Origin of the sequence: Caulobacter henricii (assembly GCF_001414055.1) — a bacterium.
Taxonomy (GTDB): domain Bacteria; phylum Pseudomonadota; class Alphaproteobacteria; order Caulobacterales; family Caulobacteraceae; genus Caulobacter; species Caulobacter henricii.
On record NZ_CP013002.1, the window covers coordinates 1420686 to 1435514 of the forward strand.

Annotated in this window: 15 protein-coding genes; 9 read left to right on the top strand and 6 right to left on the bottom strand. The window is 62.8% G+C overall.

The annotated features are described in order from the left end of the window. Positions 1 to 112 precede the first annotated feature (112 nt). The 5 genes from AQ619_RS06680 to AQ619_RS06700 all read left to right on the top strand — a co-directional run bounded on the left by AQ619_RS06680 (position 113) and on the right by AQ619_RS06700 (position 8434). Positions 113 to 889 (top strand): class II aldolase/adducin family protein, encoded by a 777-nt coding sequence (locus AQ619_RS06680; protein ID WP_062145686.1) that lies wholly within the window; start codon positions 113 to 115, stop codon positions 887 to 889. Between the two features lie 98 nt (positions 890 to 987). After that, positions 988 to 1677 carry a hypothetical protein gene (locus AQ619_RS06685; protein WP_062151355.1) on the top strand — a complete coding sequence of 230 codons (690 nt, stop codon included), beginning with the start codon at positions 988 to 990 and terminating at the stop codon, positions 1675 to 1677. Between the two features lie 120 nt (positions 1678 to 1797). Then, on the top strand, positions 1798 to 2922 hold the full coding sequence (locus AQ619_RS06690) for an efflux RND transporter periplasmic adaptor subunit (RefSeq protein ID WP_062145688.1): 1125 nt from the start codon (positions 1798 to 1800) through the stop codon (positions 2920 to 2922). After that, positions 2922 to 6065 (top strand): efflux RND transporter permease subunit, encoded by a 3144-nt coding sequence (locus tag AQ619_RS06695; protein ID WP_062145691.1) that lies wholly within the window; start codon positions 2922 to 2924, stop codon positions 6063 to 6065. Before AQ619_RS06690 ends, AQ619_RS06695 begins: the two co-directional genes overlap by 1 nt. 14 nt (positions 6066 to 6079) lie before the next feature. Beyond that, positions 6080 to 8434, top strand: coding sequence for a transketolase family protein (locus AQ619_RS06700; RefSeq protein ID WP_062145693.1), 2355 nt, complete (start codon positions 6080 to 6082; stop codon positions 8432 to 8434). On the opposite strand, the gene AQ619_RS06705 is transcribed toward AQ619_RS06700, so the two are convergent. The 3 genes from AQ619_RS06705 to AQ619_RS06715 all read right to left on the bottom strand — a co-directional run bounded on the left by AQ619_RS06705 (position 8431) and on the right by AQ619_RS06715 (position 10136). Next, positions 8431 to 8784, bottom strand: coding sequence for a nuclear transport factor 2 family protein (locus AQ619_RS06705; RefSeq protein WP_062145695.1), 354 nt, complete (start codon positions 8782 to 8784; stop codon positions 8431 to 8433). The two genes, AQ619_RS06700 and AQ619_RS06705, sit on opposite strands and share 4 nt — an antisense overlap. A 1-nt stretch (position 8785) precedes the next feature. Continuing rightward, positions 8786 to 9508 (bottom strand): nuclear transport factor 2 family protein, encoded by a 723-nt coding sequence (locus AQ619_RS06710; protein WP_062145697.1) that lies wholly within the window; start codon positions 9506 to 9508, stop codon positions 8786 to 8788. A 130-nt stretch (positions 9509 to 9638) separates the two neighbouring features. Further along, a complete protein-coding gene (locus AQ619_RS06715) occupies positions 9639 to 10136 on the bottom strand; it encodes a c-type cytochrome (RefSeq protein WP_062145699.1) in 498 nt (165 codons plus the stop codon). Positions 10137 to 10423: 287 nt separating this feature from the next. Between AQ619_RS06715 and AQ619_RS06720 the strand changes: the two genes are divergently transcribed. The 3 genes from AQ619_RS06720 to AQ619_RS06730 all read left to right on the top strand — a co-directional run bounded on the left by AQ619_RS06720 (position 10424) and on the right by AQ619_RS06730 (position 11911). After that, positions 10424 to 10927, top strand: a complete 504-nt coding sequence (locus AQ619_RS06720) for a GcrA family cell cycle regulator (protein WP_062145701.1) — start codon at positions 10424 to 10426, stop codon at positions 10925 to 10927. A gap of 51 nt (positions 10928 to 10978) precedes the next feature. Then, complete coding sequence (locus AQ619_RS06725) at positions 10979 to 11194, top strand: hypothetical protein (RefSeq protein WP_062145704.1); 216 nt, start codon at positions 10979 to 10981, stop codon at positions 11192 to 11194. Between the two features lie 186 nt (positions 11195 to 11380). After that, positions 11381 to 11911 carry a MarR family winged helix-turn-helix transcriptional regulator gene (locus tag AQ619_RS06730; RefSeq protein WP_062145706.1) on the top strand — a complete coding sequence of 177 codons (531 nt, stop codon included), beginning with the start codon at positions 11381 to 11383 and terminating at the stop codon, positions 11909 to 11911. Here AQ619_RS06730 and arfB read toward each other — a convergent pair. From arfB to AQ619_RS06745, 3 genes are all read right to left on the bottom strand, one after another. Then, positions 11908 to 12330 carry an alternative ribosome rescue aminoacyl-tRNA hydrolase ArfB gene (gene arfB, locus AQ619_RS06735; RefSeq protein WP_062145708.1) on the bottom strand — a complete coding sequence of 141 codons (423 nt, stop codon included), beginning with the start codon at positions 12328 to 12330 and terminating at the stop codon, positions 11908 to 11910. The two genes, AQ619_RS06730 and arfB, sit on opposite strands and share 4 nt — an antisense overlap. Beyond that, entirely contained in the window at positions 12327 to 12776 is a 450-nt protein-coding gene (locus tag AQ619_RS06740; RefSeq protein ID WP_062145710.1) for a YaiI/YqxD family protein, read from the bottom strand. Before AQ619_RS06740 ends, arfB begins: the two co-directional genes overlap by 4 nt. 165 nt (positions 12777 to 12941) lie before the next feature. Then, the gene (locus AQ619_RS06745; RefSeq protein WP_062145712.1) at positions 12942 to 14060 is read right to left on the bottom strand and encodes a serine hydrolase domain-containing protein; all 1119 of its coding nucleotides are present in this window, start codon (positions 14058 to 14060) and stop codon (positions 12942 to 12944) included. 54 nt (positions 14061 to 14114) lie between these two features. Here AQ619_RS06745 and AQ619_RS06750 point away from each other — a divergent pair, with 54 nt between their 5' ends. After that, positions 14115 to 14735 (top strand): helix-turn-helix domain-containing protein, encoded by a 621-nt coding sequence (locus AQ619_RS06750; protein ID WP_062145714.1) that lies wholly within the window; start codon positions 14115 to 14117, stop codon positions 14733 to 14735. Positions 14736 to 14829 lie beyond the last annotated feature (94 nt).

Genomic DNA, 14829 nt, shown 5'->3' on the forward strand with positions numbered 1-14829 from the left:
CTCGGGCGTACGGCGGCCGCTTGCAAGCCTTGGTGCTTGAAAGACGCGACTTGACGGTTGGCGCACCCGGCGCGACCTTCAACTCAACAATGATAACCTAGGGAGGCCTACCATGGCCGACGGAGCCACGACGATCACCACGTCTCTGAAAGGCAAGGTCAGCGACGCCGAATGGCAGGCGCGGGTCGATCTCGCCGCACTCTATCGACTTGTCGCCCTGCATGGCTGGGACGACATGATCTTTACCCATATCTCCGCCCGTATTCCGGGGCCGGAGCATCATTTCCTGATCAACCCCTATGGTCTGTTCTTCGGCGAAATGACCGCCTCGGCGCTGGTCAAGGTCGATCTGGACGGCAATGTCATCGACAAGACGCCCTATTTCATCAATCCGGCGGGCTTTACGATCCATTCTGCGGTTCATGCCGCGCGTGAGGACGCGCACTACGTGATGCATCTGCATACCGACCAGGGCGTCGCCGTCTCAACTCACAAGGAAGGGTTGATGCCTCTGGCGCAGCAAGCACTAATTGTCTTGCCTCAACTCGCCTATCACGACTATGAAGGTATTGCGCTCAATCTTGACGAGCGTGAGCGGCTGGTCGCCGATCTTGGTGACAAGAAGCTGATGATGCTTCGAAACCACGGCACCCTGTCCGTTGGGACGACCGCGGCTGAGTGCTGGATGGGGATGTTCTTCCTGGAGCGCGCATGCAAGCAGCAGGTGATGGCCCTCTCTGCAGGGCGGGACAATGTCCTGATGGCTCCCGACCATGCTCAGAACGAGGTGCGCAGCCAAACCGGCGGCGGACTTGGCATGATCGCCGGTCTGGCCTGGGGTGGATGCTTGCGGAAACTGGATCGGGAGTCACCCGGCTACGCCGACTAACAGCCAGAAGTCGACCTGAATCAGCCGTCGTGATCCTGGGGATCACGGCGGCTTTGTTTTGGGCGACGGGTGGTCAGGCTGTGGCGGGGGCCTTGCCCATGGAAAGCGGGCGAACCCAGATCATCACCAAGGTCGAGCTTCAGTCTGCGAGCAAGGGCTTCAGTCCCGAGGGGAGGCTGGTCGGGATTGGAGGCCGCAAGGACGAGACGGCTTCGATCCATGTGGAATATGGACTGAGTGAGAGACTTACACTTCAGGCGAGAGGCGGGCTGACCAGAGGCCGTGATCCCTTCGTCGACTATGAGGGGCGTGGCCCGGTTGAGGTGGGCCTTCGCTACGCCTTCGTGCAACGTCCCCAAACGATTGCCGCCTTCTATCTGGGTGCGGGCGAGGCAGGCGCTGGCCGCAATGCAGGCTATGCGGTGCCCGGTGAAGGCGGACTCGATCTTGAGGCGCGGCTGCTACTGGGGCGATCAAAAGCCACCCGTTTCGGAAGTTTTTTTTCGGATGTTCAGATCGCCTATCTGCGCCGTGCAGGACTCGCCAACGAAACGCGGGTCGATGCGACACTCGGATTTCGTCCTACCCGAAACTGGCTCCTTCTGGCGCAAACCTATGCGGGAGAAGCCCAGTCAAGCCCCGTAAAATCGCGCTGGCTCAAGGCCGAGGTCTCGGTCGTTCGCCATTTTGGGCCCTGGAGCCTGCAGGCCGGATGGCGGGAGACACTCGACGGTCGCGAGACCGCCGCAGATCGAGGCGCAGTCGTTGGAATTTGGCGGCACTTCTAAGTGTTTCAGGCCTGAAATGCTCCGTCATCCTGCTGTCACTGGACGCGGGTCTAGGGTGGCGGCATATGTCCCCGCACCTTGTCCCTACCGCCGACTCCGTCGGCGATCGGAGTCCGTTCGTTGATCCGCAGGCATTTCTTCCTTTTGGCGGCGCTGGCCGCTGTTGTGCTCATGCTCGTCGTCGGCGGCATGAAGCTGGCGTTTGGGCAGAAGGCCTCAGGGCCAGGTGGACCGGGCGGTGGTGGCCGCGCGACCAACGTCTCGCAGACGGTGGTCGCGATGAAGCCTTTTGTCGACCGTATTGAAGTCCTTGGTGTCGCCAAGGGCCTGCAGTCGGTGACGATCACTTCGAACACAGCGGAGATGGTCACAGCTGTACATTTCAAGGATGGTCAGGCCGTGGCGCGGGGGCAGGTCCTGGTCGATCTCAAGTCTGCCAGTGAAGACGCCGGTATCGCCGAAGCCAAGGTACGCCTCGCCCAGGCGGAGCGGGACTATGACCGCTGGAAGACCCTTGCGGATCGCGGTGTCGCGCCGCGGGCGGCCGCAGAGCAGTATCTTGCTTCTGTCGAGACCGCGCGGGCCGCTGTCGCGTCAGCACAGGCGCAGAAACTGGACCGCGTTATCCGGGCGCCATTCTCCGGGCGCGTCGGGATTTCGGATGTCGCGCCGGGCGCGCTGATCAGTCCCGGTACGGCCATCGTCAGCCTTGACGACGTGTCGGTGATCCGGGTCGATTTTTCGGTTCCGGATCGATATCTCACGACCCTGCGTGAAGGATTGCCGATTTCGGCAAGCCCCGACGCCCTGGCAGGAGAAGTCTTTCAGGGGCGTATTGCTCAGATCGACACCCGGATTGATCCTACTACGCGCGCCGTCAAGGCGCGTGCCGAGTTCCCGAACCCGGGCGGTCGCCTCAAGCCGGGCATGCTGGTCAAGGTTGCCATTGACCAGGGCATGAGGATGGCTCCTGCGGTGCCGGAAGCTGCGGTGCAGTTCCAGGGTACGCAAGCCTCGGTTTTCCTCATTGCCAAGGGGCCCAAGGGCAAGGTGGCGCGACGAACGGATGTTGAAACGGGTCTTTCCACAGGTGGGTTTGTCGAGATCAGCGCCGGCGTGAAGCCGGGCGACTCAATTGTCGCCGATGGTCTCAACCGCGTGCAGGATGGCGCTGCGATTGGCGGCGGTCAGGGTGGTAAGGGACCAGGCAAGGGCGCGGGCGAAGCCAGGCAAAAGGCGCACTGATGATCTCGGATCTTTCCGTCCGCCGTCCGGTTTTTGCCGCCGTTGCGGCGATCCTCCTCTGTGTGATCGGCCTGGCGGCCTTCACGGGTCTGCCGATCCGCGAACTGCCCAATGTCGACCCGCCGGTGGTATCGGTTTCCACGGCCTATCGTGGCGCGTCTGCGGAGGTCATTGAGGAACGGATCACCCAGGTCATCGAACGCCAGGTTTCGGGCATTCAGGGCATCGATCGCGTCAACTCCTCCTCGCGCGACGGCCGCTCGCAGATCAGCATCACGTTCACCCTGGACCGCGACCTGGACGACGCCGCGAACGATGTGCGTGACGCGGTCAGCCGGGTGTCGGCCAATCTGCCGGACCAGGCCGACCCGCCCCAGATCGCCAAGGCCACGGCCGATAGTTCGCCGATCATCATCCTGAACCTGACGTCGAGCTCGCTCTCCCCGCTGGAGCTGGCAGACTATGCAGACCGCTATCTCGTCGAGCGAATGTCGACAGTTCCGGGTGTCGCCCAGGCCGGGCTGAATGGCCAACTCTACGCCATGCGGATCTGGCTGAATCCCGACGCCATGGCCGCGCGTGGCGTCACCGTGGATGACATCGAGAACGCCCTAAACAGTCAGAATGTCGAGCTTCCTGCCGGCTCGCTCGAGAGCGACAGCAAGGACTTCACGATCCGCGTTACGCGGAGCTATTCCAAGCCCGAAGACTTCGCGAAGCTGCCGCTCCGGCCTGCCAATGCCAGCGGTTTCGTCATCAGGCTCGGCGATGTGGCCCGGGTCGAAGAGGGCTCGAACGAGCGCCGCAAGCTCTTCCGGGGCAATACCGTCAATCAGGTCGGCATTTTCCTGACGCGTCAGTCGCAGGCCAATGATGTGGCCATCTCCGAAGTTGTCGACCGCGAAATCGAGGATATCAACAAGACCCTGCCGCCGGGCACGCAACTGATCAAGGCCGTCGACAACTCAGTCTTCACGGCCGAGGCGATCCATGAAGTCTGGGTCACCATGGGAATTGCCATCGGACTGGTGGCGATGGTGAACCTGCTTTTCCTGGGCAGTTGGCGGGCAGCGCTGATCCCATCAATCGTCGCGCCGATCTGCATCCTGTCGACCTTTATCGTGCTGGCGCCGCTCGGCTTTTCGCTCAATCTGCTGACCCTTCTGGCGCTGGTTCTGGCCGTCGGCCTGGTCGTCGATGACGCGATCGTGGTGGTCGAAAACATCCAGAGGCGGGTCGATGAGGGCGAGCCGGCACCCGTCGCCGCCTTGCGCGGCACGCGTCAGGTGTTCTTCGCTGTTGTCGCCACGACTGTCGTGCTGATCTCTGTCTTTGCGCCCCTGATGTTCCTGCCGGGCTATACCGGACGTCTGTTTGTCGAACTGGCAGTGGCCATCGCCGCAGCGGTCGGGTTTTCGGCCCTGCTGGCTTTCACCCTGTCGCCGATGCTGGCCTCAAAGCTTCTGCGACCAGCCGGCAGCAGCGGGTGGTTGGCCCGCAAGGTCGACTGGGCGATGGACAGGTTGAAGGATAGCTATCGTCATTCGCTGGAAAGCTTGCTGGCCGCGCGCGCAGCGAACTGGGCGACAGGCGCGGTGGTCATTGTTCTGGCCCTGGCGGCCGGCGGCCTCTTTGTCCTGTTGCCGAAGGAAATGGTGCCGGCTGAAGACCGCGGCCGTGTGGATATCTCGATCAATGGCCCTGAAGGGGCCGGCTTCGACTACACCGTCAAGGCGGCCAATGAGGTTGAGCGCCTTCTCGAAAAGTACCGTGCTGACGGCATTGCAGATCGAACGATCATTTCGGTGCCGCGCTTTGGGCAGAGCCAGTTCAATACCGGCAACGGCGTTCTGGTTTTGAAAGGCTGGGGCGAGCGGGACAAGACGGCCGATGAAGTCGCCGCCGAGCTTAACAAGAGCCTCAACAAGATCACCGGCGTGCGGGCCGTGGCCAGTGTGCGCGGTGCCTTCCAGCGCGGCGGCGGCGGCGGTGGTGGCGGCGGTACCAATGTCGATCTGATCGCCGTCGGCAATGACTATGTGGAACTGGCCAATTGGCTCAAGCCCATGCTGGAGGCCGCGCAGGACAATCCCGGCCTCTCGCGGCCGCGCATCGACTATGAGCCGACATCGCCACGCCTTTCAGTGCAGATCGACCGCGACAAGGCCGCGAGCCTCGGGATCTCGGCCCAGTCCATAGGCCGGGCCCTGGAGACCATGTTCGGATCGCGCCGGGCGACCACCTACATCAAGAACGGCCAAGAGTACGATGTGATCCTCCAGTCCTCACTGGAGCAACGCCGTAGTGTGGCTGACCTTGACCAGCTTCAGGTCCGGACCCAGTCGGGCACACTGGTGCCCCTCTCGACCGTGGTCACGACCCAGCTGCGAGGCGACACGCCTGACCGTCCGCGCGTTGACCGTCTGCGGTCGGTGACCCTCACTGCACAACTCGCACCCGGCTATACTGTCGAAGATGCCGTCAAGTTCCTGCAGGAACAGGCGGCTGCCCGACCCACGCCAGGCGTCAGCATCAAATGGGGCGGACAGGCCAAGGACTATCTGGAAGCGTCCGGCGCAGTGGGCGTCGCTTTTGGCTTGGCCCTGCTGCTGGTTTTCCTCGTTCTGGCCGCACAGTTCGAAAGCTGGATCCATCCGGCCGTGATCATGACGACCGTTCCGCTGGCGGTGCTCGGCGGGCTGTTTGGTCTGCTGATGACAGGATCGACGATCAACACCTACAGCCAGATCGGTCTGATCATCCTGGTCGGCATTGCCGCCAAGAACGGCATTCTGATTGTCGAGTTCGCCAACCAGCTTCGTGACGAGGGTCTCAAGGTGAAGGAGGCGGTGATCGAAGCCGCCGCCCTGCGGTTGCGCCCGATCATCATGACCTCTATTGCTACCGCCATGGGGGCCCTGCCTCTGGTCCTGTGGACGGGGGCCGGGGCCGGCAGCCGGCAGACGATCGGAGCCGTGATCTTCATGGGCGCGATCTTCGCCACCCTTCTGACCCTGTTCGTTGTGCCGGTGTTCTACAACCTTCTGGCGCGCTTTACGAAGTCTCCGGAGTGGACGGCGCGGCAGATCGAGGACTATGAAGCCCGGGAACAAAGCGGTGAGGGGCAATCCTCACCGGCATAAACCGGTGAGGAAGCATGCCTGACGGCTCAATGACCGCCAAGCGGCAGGAGATTGCGCTCCTGCGCCGTATAGAGGAACGCATTCTCTGGTTGGCGTCCTGGACGATCCACAACGCCAATCACCTGCGGGAGAGTCGTGACGGACTGAAAGTCGGGGGGCACCAGGCGTCCTGCGCATCGATGACCACCCTGATGACCGCGCTCTACATGAAGGCGCTGCGGCCGCAGGATCGGGTGGCAGTCAAGCCGCACGCCAGTCCGGTTTTCCACGCCATCCAGCATCTGTTCGGCCGTCAGAGCCTGGACAATCTCAAGCGTTTCCGGTCGCTAGGCGGGGCGCAGTCCTATCCGTCCCGTACCAAGGATGTCGATGACGTCGACTTCTCGACCGGGTCGGTGGGCCTTGGCGTGGCCATGACGGCCTTTGCCTCCCTGGCCCAGGACTATCTGGCGGCACGCGGGGCCGTAAAACCGGAATCCATGGGGCGGATGATATCGCTACTTGGCGATGCCGAGCTGGATGAAGGCAACATCTATGAGGCCCTGATCGAGGCCTGCAAACATGACGTTCGCAACACCTGGTGGATCGTCGATTACAATCGCCAGAGCCTGGACGCGACGACCCAGGACCGCATGTTCACGCGGTATGGTGAGATCTTCGAGGCCGCTGGCTGGACTGTGGAAACCCTCAAATGGTCCCGTCGTCAGCGCGATGCCTTCGCCAAACCGGGCGGAGAAGCCTTGCGGTCCTGGATCGAAACCGCCCCCAATGATCTCTATTCGGCCCTGACATACCAAGGGGGATCGGCCTGGCGCGAGCGTCTTAATGCCGATCTGGCTGAAGACCTCGCGGCACTGGCCCTGATCGCGTCCTACAAGGACGCAGACCTCGGTGAGCTGATGACCGAACTGGGCGGGCATTGTCTTGAGACCCTGCTCGAGGCTTTCGAACGCGCCAGTCACGACGATGCTCCAAGGTTCTTCATCGCCTATACGGTCAAGGGCTTGCGGCTACCGTTCCAGGGGCACAAGGACAACCACGCAGGCCTGATGACCCCGACACAGATCGCCGAGCTGCGGCAGCGTCTGGGCGTTGTCGCGGGCGAGGAGTGGGATCCTCTGTCTGGCCTGTCCAGCGCCGAACGCACCGCAATCAAGGGTCTGCTGGCCCGTGCGCCCTTTGCCGCAGATGTTGTGCGCCAGCATCAGGCCCCGTCTATCGCAACGCCCAGCGCCGACGAGCTGTTGGCGGCCGTGGCCGGAGGTGGGGAGCAGTCTACCCAGTCGGCGTTCGGCAAGGTGATGTTCGAGATTTCGCGCCGCAGCGACGAGTTCTCGGGCCGGGTGGTGACCACCTCGCCCGACGTCACCGTCTCGACCAATCTGGGCGGGTTCGTCAATCGACGCGGCGTCTTCCATCGGCGGGCGCATGACGATGTCTTCAAGCGCCGCCGTATCCCATCGGCCCAGGTGTGGTCGATGGCCGAGACCGGTCAACATGTCGAACTCGGCATTGCCGAGAACAACCTGTTCATTGCTCTGGCGGCCCTGGGGCTGACAGCGCCGCTGTTTGGCGAACGTCTGTTTCCCGTGGGGACGTTGTACGATCCCTTTATCGCCCGCGGTCTCGATGCCCTGAACTATGCCTGCTATCAGGATGCGCGTTTCCTGCTGGTCGCTACGCCCAGTGGCCTGACGCTCGCACCGGAGGGGGGCGCGCACCAGTCGATCAACAGCCCTGTGATCGGCATGGCCCAGCCGGGGCTCGACACCTATGAGCCGGCCTTCGCTGACGAGACGGCGGTGCTTATGGCCCGTGCCTTCGAGCGCATTCAGGATCCGACGGGGTCCTCGACCTATTTGCGGCTTTCGACCCGGGCTCTTGTCCAGCCAGAGCGTACAGATGATTCCTGGCGAAAAGGCACCATCGACGGGGCCTATTGGCTCAGGCCGCCCCTGCCGGGTGCCCGCCTCGCGCTGGTCTTTAGCGGGGCTCTGGCCCCGGAGGCCCTGGCCGCCTTTGAAGCCCTGAAGGAGGACATGCCCGAGGCCGGTCTTCTGGCCGTGACGTCCGCTGATGTTTTGCATCGGGACTGGACCCGGAGTGGACGCGCGCGCTGGTCAGGCGAGGGTGCGCAGGGTTCGACCATCGAGACCCTGCTGTCGGACCTGGACCGCAATGCAGGCCTGGTCACCTTGACCGACGGCTCGCCCCTGGCGCTCTCGTGGCTTGGATCGGTTCGTGGCCAACGCTTGCGGGCGTTGGGCCTGGAAACCTTTGGGCAGTCCGGGGACCTGCCTGACCTCTATGGCAAGTATCGACTGGATGCCGACGCCGTGCTCGACGCCTGCGCAGACCTGTTGGCCTAGAGGCCTTCCAGCACGGTCATTCGCCGGATCAAGCCGTCAGCAAAGTCATAGGCCAGAACAGCTCGGGTGTCGGACCACAGCTGCCCTTCGCGGCTTCTGACGGCGTACTGGATTTCAAGTACGATCCGGGCCGGCGGTTCTTCACGAACCGTCACAAGCCGGGCGTCCAATTGCATGAGGTCGAACTGCCGGGCGAAATAGTCGATTACGGCCTGACGCCCCTGAACCTGGCCCCCTTCAAGACTGTCGGGCCATTGCGCTTCGTCATGCAGGACCGCGCCGAGGGCAGCGGCATCCCGAGCATTGAAAGCGTCATAGGCCTTGGCCAGAAGGGCGCGTTCTTGTCGCAAATCAGCTTCCTGAGAGCAGTGCAAAGGTCATTTCGGCGATGAGGCCCTGGTCAAGCCGATAGCTTGCCGAAACCTGTCCCTCCCACTGTAAGTCACCCCGGGGGTCGTGGACGGTCACATGGACGATCGCGTCTGCACGGTCGTCAGGAAGGGGGTGCACCCACAGCAGTCTCGTACTGACCTGGATCTCCACAAACTGCCGGAGAAAATAGGCTCGGATCTGCTCGTGGCCCACCAGAAGGCCTTGGTCCAGACTCTCCGGGATACGGGCCTCTGGATGGAACAGGGCGACCACAGCCTCAATATCGTGGTCCTCAATGGCTCTATGCAACGCACTAAGGACAAGGGTGACGGCCTTGTCCTGGCTGGCTTCGTCGCGCTGGGAGTCCATACGTGTGACCAGACCATCTTCGAGCGTGAAGATGTGCCGCACTCGTGTTTCAGACCACACAGAGCCGTCGGATGCGCTGCGAATGGTCTGGTGGGCCAGGACCGCAACTCGACTATTCCCGAGAACCTGGACGTGGATCGGCGCGAATTCCGCGCGTAAGGCCGTGGTCTCATCGAGCGTGTAGTGGCGGAGAGCCGCCTTGCCGATCAGTCGGCTGTCGTCGATGTCGTTGGTCCAGTCGACATCGGCTGTCACCCTGGCGAAGAAATCATCGAACGCCCGGTTGTTGAACGCTTCGTAGAGTTCGAGAATCTGGGCTTCGCGGGATGTCATGTTGCCTGATCAATCGGTTCAGGCTGCCACCGGCTCAGCCGTCGCTCATGTGAGCCCTTACAGGCCAGGATCAGCCCCACCTCAAGGAGGGTCTGATCCTGGCCTGCTGAGGGTTGAGCTCTGCCTGCGATCATGTTGCAGGCTTGTAGCCCGTCTCGACCTTCAGATAGGCGATCAGATCGATACGATCCTTCGGGTCCTTCAGACCGGCGAACGACATCTTGGTGCCGGGCATGAAACCGCGCGGATCTGCAAGCCACTTGTCCAGGTGTTCACCGTCCCAGACAAAGCCGGCCGCCTTGACGGCGGGGGAGTAGGCGAAGTCCGCAAGCGCACCGGCCTGTCTTCCGAACACGCCGTAGAGGTTCGGACCCGTCAGGGCAGGGCCGCCCTCTGCGATAGTGTGGCACGAGCGGCAAAGGGCGAACTTCCGCTGACCATTGGCCAGGTCGCCGCCATTGTAAGGGGCGGGAAGGGTGGCGAGCAGTGCGGCCTTTTCAGCGTCGCTCGGACCCGCTGTGGCAGTCGGAGCGGGCGCGGTTTTAGCCTCGGACCCGTTTTCGGTCTTTGAGCAAGCAACCAGGGACACGCTGAGTGCCGCGATAGCGGCGATTGGAAAAAGGCGCATGAAACTCTCCGAGCGACACTTGGACGCAAACTATGCGACGCCGCGCCACATTCAAATAAAGCCCCGGTTCTGGACCACATTTTCTCGTATACCGGCGTTATGCCGTCAAGCTTCCGTAACGGTTCCAGCAGCACCCCTGCGACAATGATCGGTAGGTTTATGATTCCACACACGAAAGGTGAAATCGCGAACCGTGGTTATGCACATATATATTTGACGGCCGTTAACCATGATCCTACCCAAAAGCGGCGGGGGGGCTGCCCCGCCTCGGGTTGGGAAAAAGTAAGATGGATTGGAACGAGGAACGTACTGCGGTTCTGAAGAAGCTCTGGCTTGAAGGCATGAGCGCAAGCCAGGTGGCCCGACAGCTGGGCGGCGTCAGCCGGAGCGCTGTCATCGGCAAGGTTCATCGCCTTGGCATCACCGCTCGAGAGATGCCGGTACGCCCCCGGGCATCGTCCGCGCGCGTGTCGAACCGGGTCCAGGTCCGTGCGCGTTCCACCACGCCGATCGCACCGGTCCGAAACCCGGTCATCCGGGTGGCTCCGACCATCGTCGACCTCGAGCCCACCTCGGGCATTCTTGGCCTCGAGACACACTCCTGTCGCTGGCCGATTGGCAATCCGGACCAGACGGATTTCGGCTTCTGCGGACGCGAGAAGCCGAAGCGCGGATCCTATTGCGATCTGCATGCCCAGGGGGCTTTCCGGCGCTTTCAGTCCGCCGGCGAGATCGAGGCCTGGACGCGTCGGGGAGTCCCGGAAAAACGGGTCCAACAGCGCCTCGGTTGAGGTCGACCCGTCCGCTCCAGAATTTTCACAGCCTGCTTTGAGTAGATCCCCATGAACATGGTCCTCATCGAGAACACCGCCGGCAGCAGCCAGGTGATCACCATCATCGAGGAATTCGCCGGCCATTCTGTATCGCGCGATCTCAATCCCGGGGACGCGGCGCGAATTCCGGTCAGCCAATTCAAGTCGATCACGGTCCGAGAGACCTATCCAGACGACTGGCTTAGCCGCGGACGGGCCCGTAACCGGGCCGCCGCCAACGCCTGAAGCCGTTTCATCCCCGGCCCTGACCTGGCCCCGCGAGCCTGCCTCGCGGGGCCTTTTTCGAATCCAGGTGGCTTCTGATCCGAACCAGTGCGATCGCGCTCAATTTTACGTCGCGAGGGCCCGACCTTGGTTGCGTGGAGCCGGGTCACATGACATGAAGTCGCCCACGCGATCCGGGGGGACGACATGGTGGTGCAGGACGTTGGTGAAGATCATGCCCTGCCGCTGCCGAGCTATCTCGGATACCTGCTTTATCAGACCGAACAGCACCGGCGCGCCCTGGCATCCGACTGCATTGCCCGGCATGGCCTGACCTTCTCCAAATGGATCGCCATGATTGCCCTGAGGCGGTTTGGCGAATGCTCCATGACCCGCCTGGCAAAACTCTCGGCCAGCGATCGTACCACCCTGACCCGATCGATTGATGGCTTGATCCGCGATGGTCTGGTTGAGCGCAAGACGTCACCTTCTGACCGTCGCATCGTCGTGATCAGTCTGACGCAGTCAGGCGAGGCCCTGCTCACCCGAATTCGCGCCGATATTCGCCCCCTCAACGCCGAAGTCTGCCGAGATCTGACCGCCGAAGAGCAGGCCGTGATGACTGGCTATTTGCGGAAGATGCTGGGCGGTTTGATCGAAGAGCCCGAGTGGAAGCAGGACGTTCTGGCATTCAATACGCCTCTTGAAGCCCTAACCGCCCAGGAGTTGTCGGCCTAGTCGTCGCCTCTCGGCTTGCCGCGAAGGCTTTTGATGCCGGCCCGTTTTCCTTTGGTCTCCAGTCGCTTGAGCTTGCTGGAATAGGTGGGTTTGGTCGGTCTTCGGGGCTTGGGTTTCTCCGTGGCCCGTCGGATCAGCTCGATAAGGCGCTCCCGCGCCTCCTGCCGGTTCATTTCCTGCGAGCGGCTGCCCTGTGCAAACAGGACGAGAACGCCGTCCTGGGTCATTCGGCTGCCGCCCAGGCTTTCAAGTCTCACCTTGACGTCTTCGGGTAGGGCTGGGGAGTTGCGGACGTCGAAGCGCAGTTCGATGGCCGTGGAGGTCTTGTTGACATGTTGTCCGCCCGGGCCGGACGCGCGAGCGGCCCGCTCGACAAGCTCATCGTCGTCGATCCGAAGCCAGCTGGTGATCTCGATCATCGGCGACCTCGTATGGCCTTCACGACCACCGTGTCGAGAGCCTGGAGGAACTTGCTGCGGTCCTGGGGACCGAAGGCCTTGGGGCCACTGGTGACTTCGCCCATTGAGCGCAGATGCTCGCCGATCGACCGCGAGGCCAAGGCTGAACCGATCATGTCCAGAGTGAAGATCCGGCCATTGGGAGCCAAGGCAGCCGCGCCAGCCTTAAGCACTCGATCGGCCAGCGGAATGTCATTTGTGACCGCGACGTCCCCCGGCTGAGCGCGTTCAGCAATCCAGTCGTCGGCAATGTCAGGGCCGGCATCGACCACGACCTGTTCGACTGCTGGGGTCACCGGAACCCGGATCCAGCTGTTGGAGACGACATAGGTCTTCAGGCCGTAACGTGCGGCGACCTTGTAGACCTCATCCTTCACCGGGCAGGCGTCGGCGTCAATGAAGATCACGGGCGGTCGAGGGGCGTTCACGGCGGGACTCTATGGCAGGGACGACCGCGCATAGCATGGACGGCCCCTGAAGATCAGGGGACGCATTGTAAGCCGACAATAATCGCGAGCCACGGCCACCGCCCTCTTGTGACCCGCCCTGAGAGGGCAAGGCCAATGAACGCACTAGGAAGGCTGCGGAGGCGGGCGGATGATGCGCATCGGCGATGGCCGGTCGGCCTCGGTCAGGGGGCGACAGGGTTGGCCGGACATCATGGTGCCCAGCACCTCACCCATGAGTTCGCCTGCGGGCGGATCATTGTTGGTCAGGACGACCACGGCGGCATCGCGCTCGGGATAGACCATGAAATAGGCGTTTGCGCCGGGGCGGCCACCACCTTGCCCGATGCGCCAGACTGGACCTCGCTGAGGAAAGACAGCCGCCTTTGTCACGGTGGAAACAAAGCTGCTGCCGGCAAGTGCGCGGGCCAGTTTGAGCAGGTCCTCAGCGGTGCTGACCCCATCTCCAGCGGCCGTTGCGGGGAGGGGCGGAAATCCCTTCATGGGTGCCGGTGTCGCGCGTGGAGGCTCGCCGGGACCGGCCATGCGGGTCAGAGGCTCTGCCGTGTCTCCGGTCGGCTCGAGTGCGGTGCGGGTCATGCCAAGGGGGCGGAGAACCTCGGCGTCAACCAGGCCGGAATAGCTGCGGCCGGAAACGGCTTCGATGATCGCGCCGAGGACGAAATAGCCACCGTTTGAGTATTGCGACTGGGTGCCTGGCACGAAGGCTAGCGGCCGGCTGAGGACCGTCGGCAAAAGATCGCGGTGGCTGCGCGCCCCCAGAACGGCCTCCACGAGATCGGGAGTCATCATGGTCGCCGAGAAAACACCGGCGCGATGCTGAAGCAGTTGATTGACGGTGATCACACCAAACTCCGCCGGAAGTTCCGGCAGATAGGTAGAAATCGGCGCGTCGAGCTGGATCCGCCCTTGGTCGACCAGTCGTGCGATGGCGACCTGGGTGAGCACCTTGCTGACGGAGGCGAGGTGATAACGCTGATTGGTCGTTGGCTCCCTGATGCCGTCCGTTGTGCCTGCCACGCGCGTGAAGCGGTTCTCGCCGTCGGCGGCCATGACGATTCCGGCAAAGGGCGTAGCTGATGCCTGCGCGGTGAAACAGGCCGGGAGCGCGGCAAAGGCCTCGCTGCCGGACGGGGGATCGGCGGCAAGTGCCGTCGAGGCGGAGTTGGCTAAGGCGATCAAGCCAAGGGCACCACCGCCAAAAGTTCTGCGCCCCATCGCCATGTTCGTTCCATTCCTTCTTGTTGTGATGCCGAGATACCCGGATAGCTACTCCTCATGAAAGATCAGAAGCTGAGTAGACTGGTGGTCACCGATCCGCGGATGGCGGCCGTGTTCACCAACCCCAATCAGCGGCGCATCCTGCTGTGGTTCACCGGCAGGGCGAGGTCAGCAGGCGAAGCTGCTGTAGCGCTAGGCATGGATCTTCGGCGGCTGCATTATCATCTCGGCCGGATGAAGACGCTGGGACTGATGCGCGAGGTTGGCCAGATACGGCGCGCGGGCAGGCCGATCAAACTATACCGGGCGGCCGGTGACAGCTTCTTTATCTCGCACGAGGTTGTGGTGAAGGGCTTCGGTGACGACCTCGCCACGGAACTGCGCAGTAGCCTTGGTGAACAGGTGAGCCGGAGCGGAGGCGGAATTCTGTTCAGGGCCACGGCGGCTGGGTCGGCCCGAGGACGCATTGTCCGCAGCCGGGGTGAGACGGGCAGCGCCTTTGAGGCGTGGCGTGTCCTGCGGCTGTCGGCCCTTGATCTAGGCACCTTGCAGCAGGAGCTGAACGCGGTTCTGAACAAGTATCAAAGGCGGAGTAACGCGGATGGCGAGATCTACCTTGTCCATGCCGCCGCCGCGCCGCGGCTGACCAGTCTGCAAGCCGTCGACAATTCGACTTGACCCCGAGGCGGCCGCCTGCATGGCCGGTGCGCCAGCCTTTCTCGACCCATGTAGACCCCAGCCGGTGAAGGGCAGTTCGTCCTGCGCTGGGCAA